24 protein-coding genes and 1 pseudogene are annotated in these 25589 nt (G+C 41.1%); 21 read left to right on the top strand and 4 right to left on the bottom strand.

What is annotated here, in order from left to right:
- Positions 1-24 precede the first annotated feature (24 nt).
- Both I2H52_RS04425 and I2H52_RS04420 read left to right on the top strand, forming a co-directional pair.
- Positions 25-927 carry a helix-turn-helix transcriptional regulator gene (locus tag I2H52_RS04425; RefSeq protein WP_195594424.1) on the top strand — a complete coding sequence of 301 codons (903 nt, stop codon included), beginning with the start codon at positions 25-27 and terminating at the stop codon, positions 925-927.
- A 54-nt stretch (positions 928-981) separates the two neighbouring features.
- Entirely contained in the window at positions 982-1596 is a 615-nt protein-coding gene (locus I2H52_RS04420; protein WP_065371690.1) for a GyrI-like domain-containing protein, read from the top strand.
- Positions 1597-1639: 43 nt separating this feature from the next.
- Here the strand turns inward: I2H52_RS04420 and I2H52_RS04415 are convergent, their stop codons facing one another.
- Together I2H52_RS04415 and I2H52_RS04410 are read right to left on the bottom strand one after the other, a co-directional pair.
- Entirely contained in the window at positions 1640-3898 is a 2259-nt protein-coding gene (locus tag I2H52_RS04415) for an ATP-dependent Clp protease ATP-binding subunit (RefSeq protein WP_195594421.1), read from the bottom strand.
- Positions 3899-4135: 237 nt separating this feature from the next.
- Positions 4136-4366 (bottom strand): DUF1797 family protein, encoded by a 231-nt coding sequence (locus I2H52_RS04410; RefSeq protein WP_000443577.1) that lies wholly within the window; start codon positions 4364-4366, stop codon positions 4136-4138.
- 191 nt (positions 4367-4557) lie between these two features.
- On the opposite strand from I2H52_RS04410, the gene I2H52_RS04405 reads away from it, so the two are divergent.
- The 14 genes and pseudogenes from I2H52_RS04405 to I2H52_RS04340 all read left to right on the top strand — a co-directional run.
- On the top strand, positions 4558-5241 hold the full coding sequence (locus I2H52_RS04405; protein WP_001011622.1) for an amino acid ABC transporter permease: 684 nt from the start codon (positions 4558-4560) through the stop codon (positions 5239-5241).
- Positions 5241-5975, top strand: a complete 735-nt coding sequence (locus tag I2H52_RS04400; protein ID WP_049549839.1) for an amino acid ABC transporter ATP-binding protein — start codon at positions 5241-5243, stop codon at positions 5973-5975. The genes I2H52_RS04405 and I2H52_RS04400 overlap by 1 nt, the downstream gene beginning before the upstream one ends.
- Before the next feature lie 33 nt (positions 5976-6008).
- Positions 6009-6329 carry a TfoX/Sxy family protein gene (locus I2H52_RS04395; protein ID WP_049549838.1) on the top strand — a complete coding sequence of 107 codons (321 nt, stop codon included), beginning with the start codon at positions 6009-6011 and terminating at the stop codon, positions 6327-6329.
- A gap of 148 nt (positions 6330-6477) precedes the next feature.
- Positions 6478-7335 carry a bifunctional methylenetetrahydrofolate dehydrogenase/methenyltetrahydrofolate cyclohydrolase gene (locus I2H52_RS04390; protein ID WP_195594419.1) on the top strand — a complete coding sequence of 286 codons (858 nt, stop codon included), beginning with the start codon at positions 6478-6480 and terminating at the stop codon, positions 7333-7335.
- Between the two features lie 4 nt (positions 7336-7339).
- Entirely contained in the window at positions 7340-8113 is a 774-nt protein-coding gene (locus tag I2H52_RS04385) for an HAD hydrolase family protein (protein WP_195594416.1), read from the top strand.
- Positions 8114-8165: 52 nt separating this feature from the next.
- A complete protein-coding gene (locus I2H52_RS04380) occupies positions 8166-8987 on the top strand; it encodes a hypothetical protein (protein ID WP_045617430.1) in 822 nt (273 codons plus the stop codon).
- Positions 8988-9002: 15 nt separating this feature from the next.
- On the top strand, positions 9003-9854 hold the full coding sequence (locus I2H52_RS04375) for an NAD(P)H-hydrate dehydratase (RefSeq protein WP_045617429.1): 852 nt from the start codon (positions 9003-9005) through the stop codon (positions 9852-9854).
- Between the two features lie 199 nt (positions 9855-10053).
- Positions 10054-12543, top strand: coding sequence for a bifunctional DnaQ family exonuclease/ATP-dependent helicase (locus tag I2H52_RS04370; RefSeq protein WP_045617982.1), 2490 nt, complete (start codon positions 10054-10056; stop codon positions 12541-12543).
- A gap of 5 nt (positions 12544-12548) precedes the next feature.
- Entirely contained in the window at positions 12549-13772 is a 1224-nt protein-coding gene (locus I2H52_RS04365; RefSeq protein ID WP_195594414.1) for an FtsW/RodA/SpoVE family cell cycle protein, read from the top strand.
- 10 nt (positions 13773-13782) lie between these two features.
- Complete coding sequence (locus I2H52_RS04360) at positions 13783-14337, top strand: DJ-1 family glyoxalase III (protein WP_045617426.1); 555 nt, start codon at positions 13783-13785, stop codon at positions 14335-14337.
- A gap of 83 nt (positions 14338-14420) precedes the next feature.
- Positions 14421-14984 carry an HAD-IA family hydrolase gene (locus tag I2H52_RS04355; protein WP_045617981.1) on the top strand — a complete coding sequence of 188 codons (564 nt, stop codon included), beginning with the start codon at positions 14421-14423 and terminating at the stop codon, positions 14982-14984.
- A 13-nt stretch (positions 14985-14997) separates the two neighbouring features.
- The gene (gyrB, locus tag I2H52_RS04350; RefSeq protein ID WP_007520336.1) at positions 14998-16944 is read left to right on the top strand and encodes a DNA topoisomerase (ATP-hydrolyzing) subunit B; all 1947 of its coding nucleotides are present in this window, start codon (positions 14998-15000) and stop codon (positions 16942-16944) included.
- 80 nt (positions 16945-17024) lie between these two features.
- Complete coding sequence (ezrA, locus tag I2H52_RS04345; protein ID WP_195594410.1) at positions 17025-18752, top strand: septation ring formation regulator EzrA; 1728 nt, start codon at positions 17025-17027, stop codon at positions 18750-18752.
- Positions 18753-18865: 113 nt separating this feature from the next.
- Positions 18866-19147: pseudogene (locus I2H52_RS04340) on the top strand (IS3 family transposase); the annotation flags it as partial.
- Positions 19148-19241: 94 nt separating this feature from the next.
- Here I2H52_RS04340 and I2H52_RS04335 read toward each other — a convergent pair.
- Positions 19242-19601 (bottom strand): DUF3397 family protein, encoded by a 360-nt coding sequence (locus tag I2H52_RS04335; protein ID WP_007520331.1) that lies wholly within the window; start codon positions 19599-19601, stop codon positions 19242-19244.
- Between the two features lie 91 nt (positions 19602-19692).
- Here I2H52_RS04335 and I2H52_RS04330 point away from each other — a divergent pair, with 91 nt between their 5' ends.
- The 5 genes from I2H52_RS04330 to I2H52_RS04310 are packed head-to-tail and all read left to right on the top strand — an operon-like array spanning position 19693 to position 24393.
- Positions 19693-20649, top strand: coding sequence for a TIGR01212 family radical SAM protein (locus I2H52_RS04330; RefSeq protein WP_045617424.1), 957 nt, complete (start codon positions 19693-19695; stop codon positions 20647-20649).
- Entirely contained in the window at positions 20633-21190 is a 558-nt protein-coding gene (locus I2H52_RS04325) for a tRNA (mnm(5)s(2)U34)-methyltransferase (protein WP_045617423.1), read from the top strand. The genes I2H52_RS04330 and I2H52_RS04325 overlap by 17 nt, the downstream gene beginning before the upstream one ends.
- Entirely contained in the window at positions 21183-21437 is a 255-nt protein-coding gene (locus tag I2H52_RS04320; protein ID WP_007520326.1) for a hypothetical protein, read from the top strand. Before I2H52_RS04325 ends, I2H52_RS04320 begins: the two co-directional genes overlap by 8 nt.
- An 11-nt stretch (positions 21438-21448) precedes the next feature.
- Complete coding sequence (locus tag I2H52_RS04315; protein WP_045617422.1) at positions 21449-23503, top strand: cation:proton antiporter; 2055 nt, start codon at positions 21449-21451, stop codon at positions 23501-23503.
- A gap of 29 nt (positions 23504-23532) precedes the next feature.
- On the top strand, positions 23533-24393 hold the full coding sequence (locus I2H52_RS04310) for a YihY/virulence factor BrkB family protein (protein ID WP_045617421.1): 861 nt from the start codon (positions 23533-23535) through the stop codon (positions 24391-24393).
- 39 nt (positions 24394-24432) lie between these two features.
- On the opposite strand, the gene queA is transcribed toward I2H52_RS04310, so the two are convergent.
- Positions 24433-25461, bottom strand: coding sequence for a tRNA preQ1(34) S-adenosylmethionine ribosyltransferase-isomerase QueA (queA, locus tag I2H52_RS04305; protein ID WP_045617979.1), 1029 nt, complete (start codon positions 25459-25461; stop codon positions 24433-24435).
- Positions 25462-25589 lie beyond the last annotated feature (128 nt).

The raw sequence follows: 25589 nt of genomic DNA, 5'->3' as shown, positions 1-25589 counted from the left end.
GTATAATAAAAGAGAGGTGATTATATGGCCGAATCAAGACTATTTCGTATCCTATATCTACTTTTAGAAAAAGGCAGTGGAACAGCTCCTGAATTAGCCCGATTATTTGAAGTATCTGTACGAACGATTTATCGCGATATTGAGCGGTTGAGTATGGCGGGGATTCCCCTTTATTCGATACCTGGAAAGACGGGCGGAATCTTTTTAATGAAGGACTTTGTTCTGGATCGTACTCTCGTGTCGGAGGATGAAAAATTAGAACTTCTATCAGCTTTGCAAGGAATTCAAGCCCTGACAAATGACAGGCAAGATATGTTACTTGAAAAGTTGGAATCTATTTTTCAAGTTTCTACCAGCCCTTGGATAGAAGTAGACATGACTGACTGGAGGAAGCGAGAAGGTCAAAAAGAATTATTTGATAACATCAAACATGCTATTCTAGAGAAAAGGCAACTGGTGATTACTTATCTAGGTGGGAGTGGTCAGAAAACGATTCGTACAGTCGAACCCTTTAAACTCGTATTTAAAAAGAGAGATTGGTACCTTCATGCCTACTGTTGTTTGAAAGAAGAGTGGCGTTTTTTCAAATTATCTAGAATTAGGAATTATCATCTAACAACTGAAACTATGAAGCAGAAAAATGTGCTGGATTGCATCGATAGTTCAGATCAAGTGGCACATCAAATCAAAGTTTCCTTGAAGTTTAGTCCCAAGCTTGCTTTCCGGGTTTATGAAGATTTTTCAGAAGATGAGATTAGCTTGGGGAAAGATGGGTGTTATTATGTCAAGACAGTCCTACCAGAGCATGAAAGTCTGTATACTTACCTCCTGTCTTATCTAGATGGGGTGGAAATACTCGCCCCCAATCATCTGAAGAAGGAATTGCTTTCTATATTAGAAAAAATCCAAAAACTTTACAAACCTTGACAAAAGATGTCAGGGTTTTGGTGCTATACTAGAGATAGAAAGGAGAAGAACCAAATGAAATACGAATGGAGAAAAGAAGCAAAAAATCTTTATCAAGTGAAAGCTAGGCCCAGCATCTTGCAGGTGCCAGGTCAATCCTATATCGTGATTGATGGTAAAGGTGATCCAAATCAAGAAGATTTTTCAGAACGCGTAGGGGCCTTATATGCCTTAGCCTATGCGATAAAGATGAAGTATAAAAAAGCTCCTCTGGATGAGGTTTACACGGATTTTACAGTCTTTCCTTTAGAAGGTGTATGGAAAAAGGAGAAGGAGGGAGAACTGGTAAAAAGTGAGCTTTCTTATAGCATTATGATTGGGCAACCCGATTTTATTACGCGAGAACTATTTGAGGTAGCTCTGAACGAGGTCAAAATCAAGAAGCCAAATCCTCTCTATGAGGCTATTCGTTTTGAAATGATAGAAGAAGGCCAAATCCTTGCTATGCTTCATGTAGGACCTTTTGATACTGAAAATGAGACTTTTGCAGAGATGGAGCATTTTTGTCAACTTCATAAACTCAAAAGAACTTCGGAAGTCCACCGAGAAATTTATCTCAATAACCTTCATCGAACGGAGCCAAGCAAATTAAAAACAATTCTTCGCTATCAAGTTCAAGAAGAGAATTAAAAAAAAGAACAGGAAATCTTGTTTCCTGTTCTTTTTATGAGATTTATTCTTCTATTTCAGAAGCAATCTCTTCTGTTTTCTCAGTTTTTTTGGCAGATTTGATTTGAATATTGCCATTGCTTGTCATAACTGCCTTGAGGTCTTTTTCACTTGGGTTTTCAAGGTAGAAGTCAGTGATGGCATCCTCGATATGGTCTTGAATAGTACGGCGGAGTGGGCGTGCCCCCATTTTTGGATCATAACCTAAGTCAACCAACTTTTCCTTGACCTTGTCTGTCACATCGAGGTGGATATTGTTGCTAGAGAGGCGTTTGTTGACATCCGCTAGCATGAGTTCGACGATTTGGAGAAGGTTGTCCTTGCTGAGAGGTTTAAATTCGATGATGCCGTCAAAACGGTTCATAAACTCTGGGCTAAAGAAGTTACCGAGTTCACCGAGGACAGAGTTGGTTCGACCTTCACGAGCAGCTCCAAAACCAACGCTGGCTTCGGCCTTACCGGTACCCGCATTTGAAGTCATGATAATGATAGCATCTTTAAAGCTAACTGTTCGTCCTTGCCCATCAGTCAAACGACCATCGTCCAATACTTGAAGGAACATGTGCATCACATCTGGGTGGGCTTTTTCAACTTCATCGAGAAGGATGAGAGAGTAAGGATTGCGACGAACTTTTTCAGTCAGTTGACCAGCTTCGCCATAGCCTACATAGCCTGGAGGGGCTCCGACCAATTTAGCCACACTGTGTTTTTCCATGTATTCACTCATATCAAAGCGAATCATGCTGTCAGCAGAACCAAAGAGCTCAATGGCTAGTTGTTTGGAAAGTTCTGTCTTACCGACACCAGTTGGTCCGACAAAGAGGAAGCTTCCGATTGGGCGGTTAGGAGTTCCAAGTCCAACACGATTACGACGGATGGCCTTAGCAATCTTATCGACAGCTTCATCTTGACCAATGACATGAGCTTTGAGGTCGTCTGCTAGATGGATAAGCTGAGACTGTTCTTTTTCTTTGAGTTCTCCAACAGGGATATTGGTTTTCTGCTCAATGATATGTTCGATTGTTTTCTCGCTAATGATAGGAGTATCCTGATCGGTCACCTTGTTCTTCTGCATTTCCTTGTACTTGGCAATCTGATCGCGGAAATAGGCAGCCTTTTCAAAGTCTTCCTCTCGAGTAGCTTGAGCCTTGAGATTCTCAGCTTCAATTAAACGCTGATCAATCACTTTAGGATCAACAAAGTTCAGCGTCAGATTCATCTTAGAACCAGCTTCATCTAACAGGTCAATAGCCTTGTCTGGCAAGAAGCGGTCTTGGATATAGCGATTGGAAAGATTTGCAGCAGCTTCGATAGCAGCGTCTGTGTACTTGACGTGATGGTAGTCTTCGTATTTCTTTTGAACCCCTTTGAGGATGATAATGGTTTCTTCGACAGTTGGTTCATCAACTTTGACAGGCTGCATACGGCGTTCCAAAGCAGCATCTTTTTCAATGATACGGTATTCATTGAGAGTAGTGGCTCCGACCATTTGCAATTCACCACGGGCAAGGGCTGGTTTGAGGATATTGCCTGCATCCATATTGCCATCACCTGCTGACCCTGCACCAACAATTTCATGGATTTCGTCGATAAAGAGGATGATGTCCTCGCGTTTGCGAATTTCTTCCATGAGCTTTTGCATACGTTCTTCAAATTGGCCTCGAATACCTGTTCCTTGGACTAGACTGACTACATCCAGACGGATGACCTGCTTGCCTTGGAGTTTATAGGGAACATCGCCATCGACAATCTTCTGAGCTAGCCCTTCGACAACGGCTGTTTTACCAACACCTGGTTCTCCGATAAGGACAGGGTTGTTCTTGGTTCGACGGTTTAGGATTTCGATAACGCGGATAATCTCCTCATCTCGACCGATAACAGGGTCAATATCTCCCCGACGAGCAATCTCAGTAATATTGATACCATATTCCTCTAGGAGTCCTTTTTCTTGACTAGGAGGTGTTTGAAGTGGGCCTCGGTTTTGAGGTCCATAACCACCGTTTCCTCCATATCCTCCACCAGATTGAGTTGGAGGGACGTTATTAGAAGAAGGTTTGAAATTGTTCAAATCATTGAAAAAGTCGCCGAAAGGATCAAAGTCATGATTGTTTAAGTCAGTCATTCCTTTAAAGAGGGTATTATTTGGATCTGTTTTGATAATTTTATAGCAATTTTGACAGAGATCAATTTGCTTTTGCTGTCCATTGATATTGGTATACAGATGAATTGTTGAGTCGTTAATTTTACAGTTTTGACAGAGCATACATCTACCTCATTTCATTCTTATTCTTGGTCTAAGAAAAAGGTCAAGAATAGTCAAAGTTTTATACTCTCATTATAGCATGATTAAGGTGTAAAGCAAGTAAAAAGATTGGGAAGTGGTCGTTTTTAAAAGAGGGATTTATGAAGAATCCAGCGACATTGAAGGTAAGAAAAAATCCCATTTGTGGTGACAAAAAGGATTCTCATTTATCGGGCCCTACTGCCCGTTGTTTTTATATTAGTAAAGGAGTTCGTAGATCTCCATTGCAATCAAATCAATGCTATCAAATGTATAAGTTTCACGAGCTTCTACATCGCGAAGGGTGAAGAGTGATCCGTTTTCTTCGTCATGGCTGTATGCAACTTCTGCGACAACAACACCTTCACGTTCAAAATTACGTTTTAGATTTCCACCATCTTTTGTCATTGCTTCTAGGCGGTTAATGATTCTAACCAAATGTGATTCCATTTTGATTCTCCTCCATTTCTTATCGTTTCTATTTTACCATAAACAAGAGGTAGTTGACTAGAAAAAAACTGTGATTTCTCTCTATTTCTCTATTCTATCAAGTTAATTGTTAAAATTAGGGAAAAAGGATTGCATTTTAATTCAATTCATGTTATAATCATACAATCTAATACATAGAAAGTTGATTGAATATGAATTTTTCTTTTTTACCAAAGTATTTACCATATTTTAACTATGGTGCTCTGATTACCGTATTGATTTCCATCCTTGTTGTCTGCTTAGGGACCATTATAGGTGTGTTACTGGCCTTTGCCCAACGTTCACGCTTTAAACCGCTCGTTTGGTTTGCAAATGTGTATGTTTGGATCTTCCGTGGTACTCCAATGATGGTTCAAATAATGATTGCCTTTGCCCTTATGCATATCAATGCTCCGACTATTCAAGTGGGAATTTTAGGAGTTGATCTTTCTCGTTTGATTCCTGGTATTCTGATTATTTCTATGAACAGTGGTGCTTATGTTTCAGAAACTGTTCGTGCGGGGATCAATGCGGTTCCTAAAGGGCAGTTAGAGGCTGCATATTCTCTAGGTATTCGTCCGAAAAATGCCATGCGTTATGTCATTTTGCCACAAGCTATCAAAAATATTCTTCCAGCTCTTGGAAACGAATTTATCACCATTATCAAGGATAGTTCCCTCTTATCAGCGATTGGGGTGATGGAGTTGTGGAATGGTGCAACGACAGTAGCAACAACAACTTATTTACCGTTGACTCCTCTTTTATTTGCAGCCTTTTACTATTTGATTATGACCTCTGTTTTGACAGTGGCGTTGAAAGCATTTGAAAAACATATTGGACAAGGAGACAAGAAATAATGACAGAAACCTTGATTAAAATTGAAGAACTACATAAGTCTTTTGGGAAAAATGAAGTTTTAAAAGGCATCAATCTTGAGATTAAACGTGGAGAAGTTGTGGTCATTATTGGTCCGTCAGGGAGCGGGAAATCAACCCTCCTTCGTTCGATGAATCTCCTTGAAGAAGCAAGTAAAGGTAAGGTTATCTTTGAAGGAGTTGATATCACAGATAAGAAAAATGACCTTTTTGCCATGCGTGAAAAGATGGGCATGGTATTCCAACAATTCAACCTCTTTCCCAATATGACAGTGATGGAAAATATCACTTTGTCACCAATTAAAACCAAAGGTGAAAGCAAGGAAGTTGCGGAGAAAAGAGCACAGGAACTGTTAGAAAAAGTTGGCTTGCCAGATAAGGCGACGGCTTATCCACAGAGTTTGTCAGGTGGTCAGCAGCAACGGATTGCCATTGCACGTGGACTTGCTATGGAACCAGATGTTTTGCTCTTTGATGAGCCGACTTCAGCCCTAGACCCTGAGATGGTTGGAGAAGTTCTAGCTGTTATGCAAGACCTCGCTAAATCAGGGATGACCATGGTGATTGTGACTCATGAAATGGGCTTTGCGCGTGAGGTAGCAGACCGTGTTATCTTTATGGCGGATGGGGTTGTTGTCGAAGATGGAACGCCAGAGCAAGTCTTTGAACAAACCCAAGAACAAAGAACCAAAGATTTCTTGAGTAAGGTTTTGTAATACCTCATTTTTAGAAGAAATGGAGTAGGCATCATGGCTTCCAGTAAAGAATATTTAGATTTTATTCTCGAACAGCTATCAGAGCTAGAGGAGATGAGTTATCGTCCAATGATGGGAGAGTATATCCTTTATTATCGTGGGAAGATTATTGGAGGAATTTATGATAATCGTTTGTTACTGAAGCCTGTGAAGGTGGTCATGGATCAACTGGGACAGACTAGGCTTGAACGTCCTTATGAAGGAGCTAAGGAGATGATTTTGATAGAAGACATTGAAGATAAATCATTTCTAATGAAATTAATTAAGGAGATGTATGAAGTCTTACCGGCTCCAAAAGTCAAAAAGAAAGCATGACAGATTTACCTAGTATAAATAGGCATAAAAGCTCGACAAGGGCTTTTTCTTATAGTTTCAGACTATAAGGTCCATTAGGCAAGAAGTGTTAGGATGGCGAGTTATTTTTTGATATAATAGAGGATATTTGATAGAAAAGAGAAGAGATATGGCTCAGATTATTGATGGGAAGGCTCTTGCGGCTAAGTTACAAGGACAGTTGGCTGAAAAGACGGCCAAACTAAAAGAAGAAACAGGTCTAGTTCCAGGATTGGTAGTGATTTTGGTGGGGGACAATCCTGCCAGCCAAGTCTACGTTCGCAATAAGGAACGGTCAGCTCTCGCTGCTGGCTTCCGTAGTGAAGTAGTGCGAGTTCCAGAGGCCATTACCCAGGCGGAATTGTTAGACTTGATTGCCAAATACAATCAAGATCCAGCTTGGCATGGGATTTTGGTTCAATTACCTTTGCCAAAACATATTGACGAAGAGGCAGTTTTATTAGCCATTGACCCCGAAAAAGACGTGGATGGTTTCCATCCGCTAAACATGGGACGCTTATGGTCTGGGCATCCAGTTATGATTCCTTCGACACCTGCAGGAATTATGGAAATGTTTCATGAGTATGGGATTGATCTAGAAGGTAAAAATGCGGTTGTTATTGGTCGTTCAAATATTGTCGGAAAGCCAATGGCTCAGCTTCTTTTGGCTAAAAATGCGACTGTGACCTTGACTCACTCACGCACCCATAACCTTGCCAAGGTAGCTGCTAAAGCAGATATTCTTGTGGTTGCAATCGGTCGTGCTAAGTTTGTGACTGTTGACTTTGTCAAACCAGGAGCGGTTGTCATTGACGTTGGGATGAACCGAGATGAAAATGGCAAGCTTTGTGGAGATGTTGACTTTGATGCCGTTGTACCACTTGCTAGTCACATCACACCTGTACCGGGTGGAGTTGGTCCTATGACCATTACCATGCTGATGGAGCAAACCTATCAGGCAGCGCTTCGAACACTAAACAAGGACTAGGAAGATGAAATTCGTATTTGACCTGGATGGGACACTATCTTTTGACTACATGACCATAGATGAGGAGATTAAGCAGGTTCTTTTAAAGGCTGAAGATTATGGGCATGAGCTTGTATTTGCCTCAGCTCGCTCTTATCGGGATTGCTTGGGTTTATTAGGCCCTGAACTCAGTCAACGCTTGGTCATAGGGTTGAATGGTGGCGTAGCCTATCATCTAGGGAAGGCTGTTTTCGAAAGGAATCTCGATGCTAGAGTTTATCAGGCGCTAGTGGATTATTGCCAGACCTATAATCTCCCTTTCTTTGTAGATGATTGCTTTGACTATAGTGGTCAGATTGTGGAGAAGATTCCATTTATCTCTAGTGTGGATCCCCTAAAGGTGGCTCGTCATCAGAAACTTGAGGACTTAGGGACTCCGATTAAGGTAGTCGTTTATATGGGTGACCATGAGGATTTGCTTGATGATCTGCTTGGTCAGCTAGAAAGACTAGGACAGGCTCGTCTCTCCTATCATGCGCATGAAAAGTGCCTTTATGTTAATCCCTTGGATACTCATAAGGCGACAACTGTTGAAAAGTTATGTGGGGAGAACTTCATTGCTTTTGGAAATGACCAAAATGATATTGAACTGTTTAAAACATCTCTCTACTCTGTCCAGATAGGAGATTTTGCTGGTCTTACTCCATATGCAGATGAAACGTTTGAGCTAAAAGGAGAGCCTTCTCCAGCAGTGGCAGCTAAAATCTTACAGACCTTTGCGGAATTTAAGGGAAAATAGATAAAAGGAGGTCTGAACCTCCTTTTGTAGTATAATGGAGTGAGGTGATTAGATGATTTTAAAAATTTATAATGGAGAATATAGTTTGCAATGGGACGGAATATATCACTTAGCACTAATTGATTATCCAAATATTCAAGAGTGGGAATTAGAAAAAATTGCTAAATTTATAGCTTACGAAAAACTTCATAAACGTCAAACAAGTATCGAGTGTGCTGATTCTTGTTTAAAAAAAGAGATTTTAGATTACCTCTGTCAGCATCCTTTTCTGCCACCATTTACCCCTACGGATAAAAGAGTAGCCTCGACTTATGATTTACATAAGAGGTTAGTGACTTCAGACTACTGTAGTCATACTACGACTATAGATGCAGCGATTTCTATTCTTAAAACTGGTCAGCTCTTATCTGCTGTGAAAGCCTTTGGTCTAGATGCTGAGGAGTTGGTTTTGGATAGTCGAAATACTGCATCTGATCCGATAGATTATTTTGACTATGTCATGTTAGGGTGGTCAAATACAAGTTCTGGTTATCGATTAGCGATGGAGCGTTTATTAGGTCGAGCTCCTTCAGAGAAAGAATTACAAGATAAGTTTATTCCTGGAGTAAGTTTTCATTTTATCTATACAGATTTGATTAAAGTTCCTGGTTATATTTTTGATGGTTACCATGTTGCAAAAATTAAGGACATGCTTAATTTATTAAGTGAGTTGTATATTTGCATTATTCCAACTCATAATAAGTGCCAATTTGAAAATATTATTCCAAGTCGATTACTAGATAGGGTGTATTATCTTGACCATGATGGAGAAGGTTTGGAAGAGTGGACTAAGAAAGTCTATCAAGTTGTTTTAAAACAATCAGATAAAGGATAGTTGAGGAAAATAACGATGAAAGTGATTGATCAAACTTTACTAGAAAAAGTCATTGTGGAACGGTCTCGTCACAGTCATAAGGGAGATTACGGTCGTCTGCTTTTGCTGGGAGGGACCTATCCTTATGAGGGAGCTATCATCATGTCAGCCATTGCAGCTGTTAAAAGTGGGGCAGGTTTGGTGACTGTTGGCACGGATAAGGAGAACATTCCGGCTCTGCACAGTCATTTACCTGAGGCCATGGCATTTTCTCTAAAGGATAAAGCATTACTAAAAGAACAGTTCGAGAAGGCAGAAGTTGTCTTGCTGGGTCCAGGTCTGCGAGAGGATGTATTCGGAGAAGAACTCGTAAAACGGGTCTGTGACAGCCTTAGAAAAGACCAGATTTTGATTGCAGATGGCGGTGCTTTGGGCATCTTAGCAAAAGGTCATTTGCCATTCCCATCTAGTCAGCTCATCCTAACTCCCCACCAAAAGGAATGGGAGAGATTATCTGGTATAGTTCTTGACCATCAAAATACAGAGACGACTGCTAGAGCTCTTTCTGCTTTTCCTAAAGGAACGATTTTAGTTGAGAAAGGTCCGGCAACTCGTATCTGGCAAGTCGGTCAGCCTGAATATTATCAATTAGAAGTCGGAGGCCCTTATCAAGCAACTGGTGGGATGGGAGATACTCTGGCTGGGATGATTGCAGGATTTACAGGTCAGTTTCACCAAGCCAGTCTCTATGAGAGAGTGGTGGTAGCAGCTCACCTTCATTCAGCTATCGCGCAAGAACTAGCTCAAGAAAATTACCTTGCCTTGCCTACCGAAATTAGTAAAGCTCTTCCGAAAACAATGAAAAAAATATCTCAAAAAGGTAGCTAATACCTTGGTTGTCTTTTTATGTTGATGTAGGTTTGTTAATAAGGTTTTCAAATACCTCAGAACCAGCGACCAACTGCTGAACTTGCATGAAATTCTCACATTTAAGGTCTTGATTTTTTATTAAACTCACAAATGAAGCGAGATTGTAATCAAAGTTGAGGGGTGTCAAATCATGCTTTTTTTGATATAATTTTTAATGATGAATGCGAGAAATGATCGGTATGTGGTCGTTGATTTAGAGGCGACCAGCACCGGAAGCAAGGCAAAAATTATTCAAGTAGGCATTGTGGTGATTGAGAATGGCGAAATTGTCGATCAGTATGCGACTGATGTCAATCCTCACGAACCCTTGGATTCTCATATCAAAGAATTAACAGGTCTGACCGATCAACGCTTGGCTGCGGCACCAGAGTTTTCTCAGGTGGCTGGAAAAATTTTTGAATTGGTTAAGGACGGTATTTTTGTTGCGCACAATGTACAGTTTGATGCTAACCTTCTTGCAGAATTTCTCTTTTTTGAAGGATATGAATTGCGCACACCTCGGATGGATACAGTTGAGCTTGCCCAAGTTCTGTATCCTCAGTTTGAAAAGTATAACTTAGGTATCCTTTGTCAAGAGTTGGGCATTGAGCTGGAACATGCCCATACTGCCCTGTCAGATGCTCAGGCAACAGCTGAACTCTTGCTTTACATGCGTCAAAAACTTTTTGAGCTACCAAAAGGGCTCTTAGAAAGCTTGTTAAACCTTGCAGACAACCTTCTCTATGAAAGTTATCTGGTGATTGAGGAGGTCTATCAGCAACAATCTCTCTTGTCTTCGCCAGATTTGATGGAACTTCATGGGCTTTTCCTCAGAAAGGAAAGCAAAGCATTAGTCCCACGAAAGTTATCCAAAGACTTTGCTAAAAACATTTCTTTATTGGGGCTGGAGGAGCGTCCACAACAGCTGGAATTTGCGGAGAAGATTGAGCAATTATTGGAAGAACACCAGACTTCCTTTATCCAAGCCCAAACGGGACTGGGCAAGACTTATGGTTATCTCCTCCCAGCTTTGAACTTGGAGAGTCAAGCAGGTATCCTAGTGAGTGTTCCGACCAAAATTCTTCAAAATCAGATCATGCAAGAAGAAGGTCAGCGCTTAAAAGAGGTCTTCCATCTGGAAATTCATAGTCTCAAGGGGCCTCAAAATTACTTGAAATTGGATGCTTTTCATCAAATTCTCTATCGATCTGAGTCCAATCGTCTATTTACTCGCTTTAAAATGCAACTGCTCATCTGGCTAACAGAGACAGAGACAGGTGACTTGGACGAAATAGGGCAACTTTATCGCTACCAGCACTTTCTGCCTGAACTAGTCCACGATGGTAAGCTTTCAAAGAAAAGTTTATTTGCTACAGAGGATTTTTGGAAACGAGGGCAGGAAAAGGCCAAGACCAGTCGTGTTCTTCTGACCAATCATGCTTATCTGGTCACTCGTTTGGAGGACAATCCAGAGTTTATCGACAACCGTTTGGTGATCTTGGATGAAGCTCAAAAAATGCTCCTAGCTCTTGAAAATCTAGCCCAGCAGGCTTATCGCCTTGAGGATCTTATTACTCAAATTGAAAAGTCCTTGGAGACAGAGGAAGATTTGATTCAGAAACGTTTGCTTGAGAGTATAGGTTTTGAATGTCGTTACTTGATGGACCAGTATCAGTCAGATCTTAAGAATGGAAAGTGGTTGGATTCTCTCGAACAGTTGCGCCAACATTTTTCGGAGTTAGGTCTCCCAGAGTACAGAGAGATTGCAAACTTTTTTACGGCGGACCGTGAATTTTGGCTTGCTCCAGCAGAGAAATCTAGTAAGGATGTCTTGATTTGTTCAAGCAAAAACGGTCGCTTTATACTAGCAGACTTATTGCCAGAAGATTGTAGGCTCCTAGGAGTATCTGCCACACTTGAAATCAGCAATCGGGTTTCCTTAGCAGATTTACTGGGATTTTCAGATGCTCCACTTGTTAGACTTGATGTAGCAAAGCAGGAGCAACAAGAAGTCTTTTTAATCGATGATTTTCCTCTTGTGAAAGAAGTTTCGCCTTTTTACTATGCGAGTGAAGTGACTTCTGTCATCCGACGTTTACAAGCCTTTCAAGAACCCTTATTGGTCTTGTTTACCTCAAAAGAAATGTTGCTGGCAGTTTCGGACCTGCTCGACCAACCGCATCTAGCTCAGTATAAAAATGGGGAACCAAGCCAACTGAAAAAACGTTTTGAAAAAGGCGAACGCCAGATCTTGCTTGGAACAGGTAGTTTCTGGGAAGGGGTTGATTTTTCAACCCATCCTTGCGTGATTCAAGTGATTCCGAGATTGCCTTTCCAAAATCCCCAAGAGCCTTTAACCAAAAAATTAAACCAAGAACTGCGCCAAGAAGGAAAAAATCCTTTCTATGATTATCAGTTACCGATGGCTATCATTCGGTTAAAGCAAGCCCTTGGTCGTACTGTTAGACGGCCCAACCAGGGTTCGGTTGCTGTAATCTTAGACAGCCGAGTTGTCAGCAAGCGTTACGGCAAACAAATCGCTCAGGCCTTGTCAAAAGAAAGGGCTGTTCAGGTTCTTTCTAGAGAACAGCTAGAGCCTGCTGTAGCTGATTTTCTCCAATCTCGTCGCAATAGAATGAAAGAAAAATCCCAGAAAGAGAAAAGGTAAAAAATATGAAACGTTCCTTCGACTCTCGAGTCGATTATAGCCTCCTCCTACCAGTGTTTTGTTTACTGGTGATTGGAGTAGTGGCCATTTATATAGCAGTTAGTCATGACTATCCAAATAATGTATTACCAATTCTAGGTCAGCAAATCGCTTGGATTGCCTTGGGTCTTGTCATTGGATTTGTGGTCATGTTCTTTAATACCGAGTTTTTATGGAAGGTGACTCCCTATCTTTATGGTCTAGGGTTGGCTTTGATGGTCCTCCCCCTTGTTTTCTACAATCCAAATCTTGTAGCGTCAACAGGTGCCAAGAACTGGGTATCGATTGGTGGAACGACACTTTTCCAGCCATCGGAATTCATGAAGATTTCCTATATCTTGATGTTGGCTCGAGCCATTGTAAGATTCACTCAAAAACACAAGGAATGGCGACGGACTATTCCCTTGGATTTCCTATTGATTGGTTGGATGATTGCCTTTACCATACCAGTCTTGATCCTCTTAGCCCTACAAAGTGACTTGGGGACGGCCTTGGTCTTTGTAGCTATTTTTTCCGGTATGGTTCTCCTTTCAGGTGTTTCGTGGAAGATTATCATTCCTGTTTTTGCGACAGGAGTGACTGCTGTTGCAGGCTTCATGGCCATCTTTATAAGCAAGGATGGACGTGCCTTCTTGCATCAGATTGGAATGCCAACTTACCAGATCAACCGCATCTTGGCTTGGCTCAATCCCTTTGACTTTGCGCAAACAACGACTTACCAACAGGCGCAGGGGCAAATTGCGATTGGAAGTGGTGGCTTGTTTGGGCAAGGTTTCAATGTGTCCAATCTCCTCATTCCAGTACGTGAGAGTGATATGATTTTCACCGTAATTGCAGAAGACTTTGGCTTTATTGGTTCAGTCTTTGTGGTTGCCCTGTACTTGCTTCTCATCTATCGGATGTTGAAGATTACTCTCAGGTCAAATAACCAGTTCTACACCTACATCTCGACTGGTTTTATCATGATGTTGCTCTTCCATATCTTTGAAAATATCGGTGCCGTGACAGGCTTACTTCCTTTGACAGGGATTCCTCTGCCATTTGTTTCTCAAGGGGGATCCGCAATTATTAGTAACCTCATCGGTGTCGGTCTCCTCTTGTCTATGAGTTACCAGACCAATCTAGCAGAAGAGAAAAGTGGAAAAGTTCCATTCAAACGAAAGAAAGTCGTCCTAAAACAAATCAAATAAGGAGGCCACCATGGCAAAAGTAGCAGTTATTTTAGCCCAGGGTTTTGAAGAAATCGAAGCCTTGACAGTAGTTGATGTCTTGCGTCGAGCAAATATTTCATGTGATATGGTAGGATTTGAAGAGCAGATGACAGGGTCACATGACATTCAGGTAAAAGCTGACCGTATCTTTGATGGTGATTTGTCCGACTATGACTTGGTAGTTCTTCCAGGTGGTATGCCAGGCTCAGCTCACCTACGAGATAATCCAGCCCTCATTTCTGAGATTAAAGCCTTTGACCAAGCTGGAAAGAAAATTGCTGCCATCTGTGCAGCCCCAATCGCTCTCCATCAAGCAGGTATCCTGAAAGACAAGCACTTTACTTGTTATGACGGAGTTCAGGAGCAAATTACTGACGGAATTTATCAAAAGCAAACAGTGGTTATGGATGGTAATCTAACAACTAGTCGAGGACCGTCGACTGCCCTTGCCTTTGCCTATGAGTTGGTAGAGCAATTGGGAGGAGATGCCGAAAGTTTACGAGACGGCATGCTCTATCGAGATGTCTTTGGAAATCAACAATAAGACGAGAGTTCGACTCTCGTTTTTGCTTGGAAAAATCTAGGAAATCATCGCTTTTTTCATAAAAAAATGGTATAATGAACGGTATGAAATATCGTGACTATATATGGGATTTAGGTGGTACCCTATTGGATAATTATGAGACTTCTACAGCGGCCTTTGTAGAGACCTTAGCCCAATACGGAATAGAGCAAGAACACGACCGTGTTTACGAAGCATTGAAGGTTTCGACGGCTTTTGCCATTGAGAAGTTTGCCCCAGCCATCGAGAATTTTTTAGAAAACTACAAAGAGAATGAAGCGCGTGAGCTAGAGTACCCAGTTTTGTTTGAGGGAATTCCAGAGTTACTAAAAGACATCTCTGACAAGGGTGGCCGTCATTTCTTAGTCTCTCATCGAAATGACCAAGTGCTAGAACTTCTTGCAAAGACTCAGATAGCTGACTATTTCACAGAAGTCGTGACTTCCAGTTCTGGTTTCAAACGGAAACCAGATCCAGAGTCTATGATTTATTTACGTGATAAATATCATATCTCATCTGGTTTGGTCATTGGAGACAGAAATATTGATGTAGAAGCAGGTAAAGCTGCCGGCTTGGATGCCTATCTTTTTAAAAACGTTGCGACACTGAGACAAGCAATAGACATGTAAGAAAAGGGAAAAAATGACAGAAGAAATCAAAAATCAACAGGCACAGGATTATGATGCCAGTCAAATTCAAGTTTTGGAGGGGCTGGAAGCCGTTCGTATGCGTCCAGGTATGTATATTGGATCGACTTCAAAAGAAGGCCTTCACCATCTAGTTTGGGAAATCGTTGATAATTCAATTGATGAAGCCCTAGCAGGATTTGCCAGTCATATCCAAGTCCTTATTGAGCCAGATAATTCCATCACCGTTGTGGATGATGGACGTGGAATTCCTGTTGATATTCAAGAAAAGACAGGACGTCCTGCTGTTGAGACCGTCTTTACTGTTCTTCACGCTGGAGGAAAATTCGGCGGTGGCGGGTACAAGGTATCAGGTGGATTGCACGGTGTGGGTTCATCAGTAGTAAATGCCCTTTCAACTCAACTAGATGTTCGGGTTCATAAAAACGGAAAAATTTATTATCAAGAATACCACCGTGGGAATGTCGTTGCTGATCTTGAAGTGGTTGGAGATACGGATAGAACCGGAACAACAGTTCACTTCACGCCGGACCCAGAGATTTTTACAGAAACAACGACCTTTGACTTTGACAAATTAAATAAACGTATTCAAGAACTAGCCTTTTTGAACCGAGGTCTTCGAATCTCCATCACAGATAAGCGTGAAGGTCTCGAACAGACTAAACATTACCACTATGAGGGCGGGATTGCTAGCTATGTTGAATATATCAACGAGAACAAGGATGTGATCTTTGATACACCAATCTACACAGACGGTGAGATGGATGATATCACAGTTGAGGTAGCCATGCAGTACACAACCGGTTACCACGAAAACGTCATGAGTTTCGCCAATAACATTCATACCCATGAAGGCGGAACGCATGAGCAAGGTTTCCGTACAGCGCTGACACGTGTTATCAATGATTATGCCCGCAAAAATAAATTGCTAAAAGACAATGAAGACAACCTAACAGGGGAAGATGTCCGTGAAGGCTTGACTGCAGTTATTTCTGTTAAGCATCCAAATCCGCAGTTTGAAGGACAAACCAAGACCAAACTGGGCAATAGTGAAGTGGTCAAGATCACTAATCGCCTCTTCAGCGATGCCTTCTCTGATTTTCTCATGGAAAATCCACAGATCGCCAAGCGTATCGTGGAAAAAGGGATTTTGGCTGCCAAGGCTCGTGTAGCTGCCAAGCGTGCGCGTGAAGTCACTCGTAAAAAATCTGGTTTGGAAATTTCCAATCTTCCTGGAAAACTAGCAGACTGTTCTTCAAACAACCCTGCTGAAACCGAACTCTTCATCGTCGAAGGAGACTCAGCTGGTGGATCAGCTAAATCTGGTCGTAACCGTGAATTCCAAGCTATCTTGCCAATTCGTGGTAAGATCTTGAACGTTGAAAAAGCCAGCATGGATAAAATTCTTGCTAACGAAGAAATTCGGAGTCTCTTCACAGCCATGGGGACAGGCTTTGGGGCAGAATTTGATGTCACTAAGGCTCGTTACCAAAAACTCGTTTTGATGACCGATGCCGATGTTGATGGTGCCCACATTCGAACCCTCTTACTGACTCTGATTTACCGCTACATGAAGCCAATCCTAGAAGCTGGTTATGTTTATATTGCCCAACCACCGATTTATGGGGTTAAAGTCGGAAGTGAGATTAAAGAATACATCCAGCCGGGTACAGATCAAGAAATTAAACTCCAAGAAGCCTTAGCACGTCATAGTGAAGGGCGCTCAAAGCCAACTATCCAACGTTATAAGGGATTAGGAGAAATGGATGACCACCAATTGTGGGAAACAACCATGGATCCAGAACATCGCTTGATGGCGCGTGTTTCAGTAGATGATGCTGCTGAAGCAGATAGAATCTTTGATATGTTGATGGGCGATCGGGTAGAGCCTCGTCGCGAATTTATCGAAGAAAACGCTGTTTACAGTACACTTGACGTCTAAAAAATGTGGGAAATAGTTCCCTTGGTTTAAAAAATATGATATAATCATTACGATTGTTTCTAGTATAAAAGGAGTTTGATATGTCTAATGGACAACTAATTTATCTAATGGTTGCGATTGCGATCATTTTGATTTTAGCTTATGTAACAGCCATTTTTCTACGTAAGCGTAATGTAAGCAGATTAACGGCGCTTGAAGAAAGAAAAGAAGAACTCTACAATCTTCCTGTAAATGATGAGGTTGAAGCCGTTAAAAATATGCACTTGATTGGTCAAAGTCAGGTGACCTTTCGTGAATGGAATCAAAAATGGGTTGATTTATCTCTGAACTCATTTGCAGACATCGAAAATCACCTCTTTGAAGCTGAAAACTACAATAATTCTTTCCGTTTCTTTAAAGCAGCTCACAAGATTGATCAAATTGAAAGCCAGATTAGTTTGATTGAAGAGGATATTGCAGCTATTCGCAATGCCCTTTCTGAACTCGAAAAGCAAGAGTCTAAGAACAGTGGTCGCGTCCTACATGCTTTGGACTTGTTTGAAACCCTTCAACATACGGTTGCAGAGGACTCAGAGAAATATGGGAAAGCTCTTCCTGAGATTGAGAAACAATTGGAAAACATCCAATCGGAATTCTCTCAATTTGTTACCCTAAATTCATCAGGTGACCCGGTTGAAGCTGCAGCAATTCTTGATTCAACTGAAAATCATATTCTTGCTTTGACACACATCGTTGAGCGAATTCCAGCTCTTGTTGAAACCTTGACAAAGGAATTGCCAGACCAATTAGCAGATTTGGAAGAAGGTTATCGTAAGCTTTTGGATGCCAACTACCACTTTACTGAAACAGATATTGAGTCACGTTTCCAACTTTTGCATGAATCTTTGAAGAATAATCAAGAAAACATTCGTCAGTTGGAGTTGGACAATGCAGAGTATGAAAATAATCGCATTCAAGAAGAAATCAACGCACTTTATGATATTTTCACTCGTGAAATTGAGGCTCAAAAAGTCGTTGAGAATCTCCTCTCAACACTTCCAACCTATCTCAACCACTTGAAAGAAAATAACCAGGTGCTTGTTCAGGATCTTGAACGCCTGAACAAAACTTACCTTCTTCCAGAAAGTGATGGAAATCATGTTCGCCGACTTCAAGAAGAATTAGCTGCACTTGATACCGCTATTTTAGAAGTAACAGAGGACCAAAGAGAATCTGCTCAAGCCTATTCTGTTCTTGAAGAACAGTTGGAAATGCTTCAAAGCAATCTCAAAGATATTGAAGATGAGCAAATTTCTGTGAGCGAACGACTTGCGCAAATTGAAAAAGATGACCTCAATGCTCGCCAAAAAGCAAATGTCTATGTGAACCGTTTGCATACTATCAAACGTTACATGGAGAAGAGAAACTTGCCAGGTATTCCTCAAAGTTTCTTGAAACTTTTCTTTACTGCAAGTCATAACACTGAAGATTTGATGGCGGAGCTAGAACAACCGCAGGTTAATATTGAATCTGTTAAGCGAATTCTTGAAATTGCAACGAATGATATGGCAGTACTTGAGACAGAAACATACGATATTGTTCAGTATGCAACTTTGACAGAGCAACTTCTCCAATACTCAAATCGTTACCGTTCATTTGATGAACGCATCCAAGAGGCTTTCAACGAAGCACTTGAAATTTTTGAGAAAGAGTTTGACTATCGGGCATCATTTGAGAAGATTTCTCAAGCCTTGGAAGTTGCAGAACCAGGAGTTACAAATCGTTTTGTGACTTCATATGAAAAAACACGTGAAGCAATTCGCTTCTAAACGAGAAGCTTAGATATTGAATTATATCCCGAAAGTTAGATAGGAAATACTAACTTTCGGTTTTTTTGAGCATTGTAATGACTGGATTGAGGAAATTCACTCTAAGTGAGTAAGGCTGGCAATACCAACACGATTCTTATCATCGGTTCCTAGAGAATAAGAACATTCAAGCATCTATGTTACGAATGGGAAACAGTCCAGGTAATGGAATGATGGAGTCCTTCTTTGGCATCTTGAAATCGGAGATGTTTTATGGTTATGAGGAGTCGTTTCAGTCGCTTAAGCAATTGGAACAAGCCACTGTAGACTATATTGATTATTACAACAGCAAACGAATTAAGACAAAACTAAAAGGACTTAGTCCCGTGCAATACAGAACTAAATCCTTTGGATAAATTATTTGTCTAACTTTTTGGGGTCAGTACACCTCTGGTCTTTTTAGGTAAAGGAGTAAAAGAAAAACCCGGTAATTAAATACAGGGTTAGTGATCATTTTATCATCATCAATTCGACAATCATTTCTATATAGATGATTAAGGTTAGGAGAAAACCAGCTCTCCAGAAGAATTTGATGAATTTAGGGTAATAAAAACTTCGTTTTTTGAGGAGGAAAAAGACAACTAGGAGGATTGCTAGGAGTGAAAGTGCTAGGCCAAGTCGCGGTAGAAAGTTGTGGGTAAAGGCTTTAGCAGTGATAAGGTAGTACTCGAATACCAAAAGTGGAAAAGCTAAATCCGCGAAATTAATTCTTAGTTTTTTCAGTCCGAAAAGCTTGGTGACAATAAAGCAAACTACCAAGGTTAAAATCAATAATAAAATAGACGCTATTTTCATTAAAATCATACCCATATTGTATCATAAAAAATCACTAAAGGAAACGAGAAACAGAGGATTTTATGGCAAAGTCAGGCTTTTGAGATTGTGGGTATTTTTTGTTATAATGAAAGTTATGAAATCTTATAATACCTTGAATGATTATTATCGAAAACTCTTTGGAGAAAAGACTTTTAAAGTTCCTATTGATGCGGGGTTTGACTGTCCCAATCGGGATGGAACTGTGGCTCATGGGGGCTGTACCTTTTGTACAGTTTCGGGTTCTGGAGATGCCATTGTAGCACCAGATGCTCCTATCCGTGAGCAATTTTATAAGGAAATCGACTTTATGCACCACAAGTGGCCGGATGTTAAAAAGTATCTGGTTTATTTTCAAAACTTTACCAATACCCATGAAAAGGTGGAAGTGATTCGGGAGCGTTATGAACAAGCAATCAACGAACCAGGTGTAGTGGGAATCAATATCGGAACACGCCCAGATTGTTTGCCAGACGAAACCATCCTTTACCTAGCTGAGTTAGCAGAACGCATGCATGTGACGGTGGAATTGGGCTTACAGACTACATATGAAAGAACCTCTGACTTGATTAACCGTGCCCATTCCTATGAATTGTATGTAGAAACGGTCAAACGATTGAGGAAATATCCTAAGATTGAGATTGTTTCCCATCTAATCAACGGACTGCCTGGGGAAACTCATGAGATGATGGTCGAAAATGTCCGCCGCTGTGTCACAGATAATGATATTCAAGGAATTAAACTGCACTTGCTCCATCTCATGACCAATACGCGTATGCAGCGAGATTACCACGAAGGACGCTTGCAACTGATGAGTCAGGACGAATATGTCAAGGTCATTTGTGACCAATTGGAAATCATTCCCAAGCATATCGTCATCCACCGAATCACGGGAGATGCGCCTAGAGATATGTTGATTGGTCCCATGTGGAGCCTCAATAAATGGGAAGTGCTAAATGCTATTGAAACTGAAATGAGACGACGGGGCAGTGTTCAAGGATGCAAGGCTGTAAAACAGGAGTTTAAAAATGAAAAGACCACTTGAGATGGCACATGAATTTTTGGCTGAAGTCGTGACAAAAGAAGATATTGTTGTGGATGCGACCATGGGTAATGGTCACGACACGCTTTTTTTAGCCAAACTAGCAAAGCAAGTCTATGCCTTTGATATACAGAAACAAGCTTTGGATAAAACCCAAGACCGTTTAAATGAGGCAGGTTTAGAGAATGTCCAGTTGATTTTGCAAGGGCATGAGACGCTCGATCAGTTTGTGACAGAAGCTAAGGCAGGAATTTTTAATCTGGGTTACCTGCCATCTGCTGATAAGTCTGTTATTACCCGACCTCAGACTACCATTGAGGCACTTGAAAAGCTTTGTCATTTGCTTGTCAAGGGTGGACGGATTGCCATTATGATTTATTATGGTCATGAGGGAGGAGATATTGAAAAGGATGCTGTTTTGGACTTTGTGAGTCAGTTGAACCAACAAGAGTACACAGTTGTGATTTATCGAATCCTCAACCAAGTTAACAACCCCCCGTTTGTAGTTATGATTGAAAAATTAGAAAGATACAGGCATGGATAAACAATACCTACGTGAGAAATTAGAGGCTATGCGCCAAAATTTTGTTGAGTCAACGCAACATGAGCGAGCAGTTGGAGTGCTCGACAAAGAGCATATGAGTAAGAAAATGCTCAAAATCAAGAAAAAGTTAGTGGCTCTTGAAATGGAACGGTGCCAGAAAAAAATTGAGCACAAAGACTGTTCCAAGATTGATCAAAAAATCCAAGAACAGAAGGAGATATTTGAATCTTGCTGTAAAAAAGACTAAGGAGGAATTGCGTGGAATTACTCATTTACCTGATTCTATTTTTATTTGTCTTAATTGTTTCCAGTACGACTAATAAACTCTTGCCTTTTTTGCCTCTTCCCCTAGTACAAATCCTTTTGGGAATTGTGATTGGTCTCTTTTTGCCAAATACCGACTTTCATCTCAATACCGAGTTATTTTTAGCACTGGTTATCGGGCCCTTGCTTTTCAGAGAATCTGAAGAAGCAGATGTTACGGCTATTTTAAAACACTGGCGCATCATTGTTTACTTAATCTTTCCAGTGATTTTCATCTCGACCCTGAGTTTGGGTGGCTTGGCCCATCTTCTTTGGCTCAGCCTTCCCTTGGCGGCTTGCTTGGCTGTTGGGGCAGCCCTTGGTCCGACTGATTTGGTAGCCTTTGCTTCTCTTTCTGAGCGTTTTAGTTTCCCAAAGCGGGTATCCAATATTCTCAAAGGAGAAGGACTTTTAAATGATGCTTCTGGTTTGGTAGCCTTTCGAGTAGCTCTGGCTGCCTGGACAACAGGTGCTTTTTCTCTTAGCCAGGCTGGGACTTCTTTAGCCCTGTCTATCATAGGTGGTTTTGCGGTCGGCTTTGTGACGGCAATGATCAATCGTTTCCTGCATACATTTTTACTGAGTATGCGAGCGACGGATATAGCGAGTGAACTTTTGCTTGAACTGAGTTTGCCTCTTATGACCTTCTTTATCGCCGAAGAAATCCATGTTTCAGGGATTATCGCAGTTGTAGTTGCAGGGATTTTGAAGGCCAGTCGTTTCAAGAAAATCACACTCCTCGAAGCCCAAGTTGATACCGTTACTGATACTGTTTGGCATACCGTGACCTTTATGCTCAATGGATCTGTCTTTGTCATCTTGGGGATGGAATTGGAAATGATAGCAGAACCTATCCTGACTAATCCCCTTTATAACCCCCTACTCTTACTAGTATCTGTTGTTTTACTGTCATTCTTGCTTTTTGCCATCCGCTTTGTCATGATTGCTGGTTTTTACTTTGTGAGGACGCGTCGACTTAAGAAAAAAATTCATAAGTACATGAAAGATATGCTTCTTTTGACCTTCTCTGGTGTCAAAGGGACAGTATCTATCGCGACCATTCTCCTCATACCAAGTCATTTGGAGCAGGAATATCCTTTATTGCTCTTCCTTGTAGCAGGCGTTACACTGCTGAGCTTTTTAACGGGTTTACTAGTCCTCCCTCATTTATCTGAAGAACAAGAGGAAAGCAAGGATCATTTGATGCATATTGCGATTCTGAATGATGTAGCTGCAGAATTAGAAAAAGAGCTGGACCATCACAAGAACAAACTTCCTCTTTATGCAGCTATTGATAATTATCATGGTCGGATTGAAAATCTCATCCTTAGTCAGGAAAATAAAAGAGTCCAAGAGGACTGGGAGTCTCTCAAGCTTCTTATCTTGAGTATTGAGAGTGACGGTTTGGAGCAAGCCTACGAAGAAAATAGAATCAGCGAGCGTGGCTATCGAGTTTACCAACGTTACCTAAAAAACATGGAGCAGAGTATCAATCGGAATTTCGCTTCTAGAGTGACTTATTACTTCCTAGTTTCTTTACGGATACTGCGCTTTCTACTCCATGAAATGTTTACCTTTGGCAAAACTTTCCGTAGTTGGATGAATGAAGAATCTCGTAAACTACTAGCAGTTGACTATGATCAGATTTCAGAGTTGTATTTGGAAAATACAGAGCTGATTATCGAGAGTTTGGAAAACCTAAAAGGGGTTTACAAGAGTTCTCTGATTAGTTTTATGCAAGAGTCTCGTCTACGCGAGACGGCCATTATCGGAAGTGGTGCCTTTGTTGAGCGGGTTATCAATCGCATCAAGCCAAACAATATCGATGAAATGCTACGAGGTTACTATCTCGAACGTAAGGCAATCTTTGAATACGAAGAAGCTAAACTGATAACAGCCAAGTATGCCAAAAAACTACGACAAAATGTGAATAATTTAGAAAATTATTCTCTGAAAGAGGCTGCAAATACCTTACCTTATGATATGCTAGATTTAATCAGAAGAACTTAGATGATGAAGAAAATGACGGAGGATGGGATATGAAAAAGTGGTGGAAGGAGCTATTGGATAAGCCCTTATTGAAAGCTTTTTTGCATTATTATCAAGCATCTGATAGTGAGTTGACCAGTGTTGCGGTTGCCTACTATTGGTTGGTTTCAATCTTTCCTTTGCTAATGATAATGGTCAATATTTTGCCTTATTTTCAGATTCCGGTCTCAAATTTCTTACTGACAATCAAGGAATTTTTGCCTGATACAGTGTATGATGTGGTCGCTAAGATTGTCCGAGAAGTTCTGACTCAACCATCGACTGGTTTGCTGAGTTTTGCTGTTTTGTCAGCCCTATGGACCTTTTCAAAATCAATGGATTTCCTTCAAAAAGCCTTTAATAAAGCCTATGGGGTGACCAAAAGTCGAGGAATTATCTCCCATCAGTTGATGAGTTTGCTTGTTAGCCTCGGCTTGCAGATTCTTTTTGCCCTAGCCTTGTTTTTGAGTATGTTTGGTCGTATGTTGCTCAACCTCCTCAAAACTTACTGGCAATCAGACAGTCCGCTATTTTCTTACCTGCAAGATTTTACAGGTCCTCTGGTCTATGCCTTGATCTTTGCCATTCTAGTCATGATTTACTATTTCCTTCCAAAAGTAAAAACGCCACGAATCCGCTATGTTTTACCAGGAAGTATCTTTGTTTTGCTAACTCTTATCGGTTTATTGAATATCTTTTCTGTTTATTTTAATAACTATGTTAATCACCTAGTTGACGTTCGATTTTTCAGTTCCATTATCGTGGTAGTCATGATGTTCTGGTTTATTCTTATTGCTAAGATTTTGATTATCGGAGCAGTTATCAATGCCAGTGTTCAGAGTTTGAAAGATCCAAAGTTTAGTATGGAATGATTAGAAAAATCCCTATTAGGTTTCCTAATAGGGATTTTCTTAATAGATAAACATGGCATCACCGAAACTGAAGAAACGGTAGCGTTCTTGAATAGCGTGCTGGTATGCATCTAGGACTAATTCACGGCCTGCAAAGGCAGAAACCAACATGACGAGAGTTGATTTTGGCAGATGGAAGTTGGTTGAAAAGGCGTCCACAACCTTCCATTCGTAACCAGGTTTGATAAAGATATTGGTCCAGCCAGAATCAGCCTGGATTTGCCCGTCAAACTTGGAACCAATAGTCTCTAACGTGCGGATAGAGGTGGTTCCGACAGCGATGACGCGTCCACCATTTTCCTTAACAGAGCGAAGAGTGGCTGCTGCTTCCTCAGAAAGTTGGTAGAATTCGGAGTGCATTTCGTGTTCGTCCAGATTGTCCACAGAAACAGGTCTAAAAGTTCCTAAACCAACGTGGAGAGTCAAATAAACCAAATGGACACCCTTGGCTTGGATTTCTGCTAGCAGTTCTTTGGTGAAGTGGAGGCCAGCAGTCGGTGCTGCAGCAGAGCCACTTTCCTTAGCGTAGACGGTTTGATAACGTTCACGGTCATCCAGTTTTTCATGGATGTAGGGTGGTAGTGGCATTTCACCTAGACTTTCCAAGACTTCTAGGAAGATTCCTTGGTATTCGAAGCGGACAATGCGGCCTCCGTGGGTCAATTCTTCCGTAACGACAGCGCTGAGGCGACCATCGCCAAAGTTGACACGAGTGCCAACCTTGAGGCGTTTGGCAGGTTTAGCCAGAACTTCCCACTCATCACCATTAGTATTTTTGAGTAGGAGAAGTTCCACATGGCCTCCCGTCTTTTCTTTTTGGCCATAGAGGCGGGCAGGAAGAACGCGGGTATCATTCATAACGAGTGCATCTCCAGGTTCCAGCATATCAATAATGGAGTGGAAGTGTTTATCCTGCATTTCTCCCGTTTCCCGGTTTACGATGAGAAGCTTGGAGGCATCTCGTTTTTCAAGTGGCGTTTGGGCAATCAATTCCTCAGGCAAGTGGAAATCAAAATCAGCTGTATTCATTTTTTTCATCATTCTTTCTAAGTTCTAATCTTATCCATTATAACACGTTTCAAGTTTGGGCGCTCTTTTTTTAGAAATTAAATCGTTTTCACTTGACAAAAATTGGTCTATACCATATAATAAATATA

Source organism: Streptococcus oralis, from assembly GCF_015561235.1.
In the GTDB taxonomy this organism is placed as follows: Bacteria; Bacillota; Bacilli; order Lactobacillales; family Streptococcaceae; genus Streptococcus; species Streptococcus oralis_BK.
Note: the sequence above shows the minus strand (reverse complement) of the source record. Positions and strands in the feature narration are given on the sequence as shown.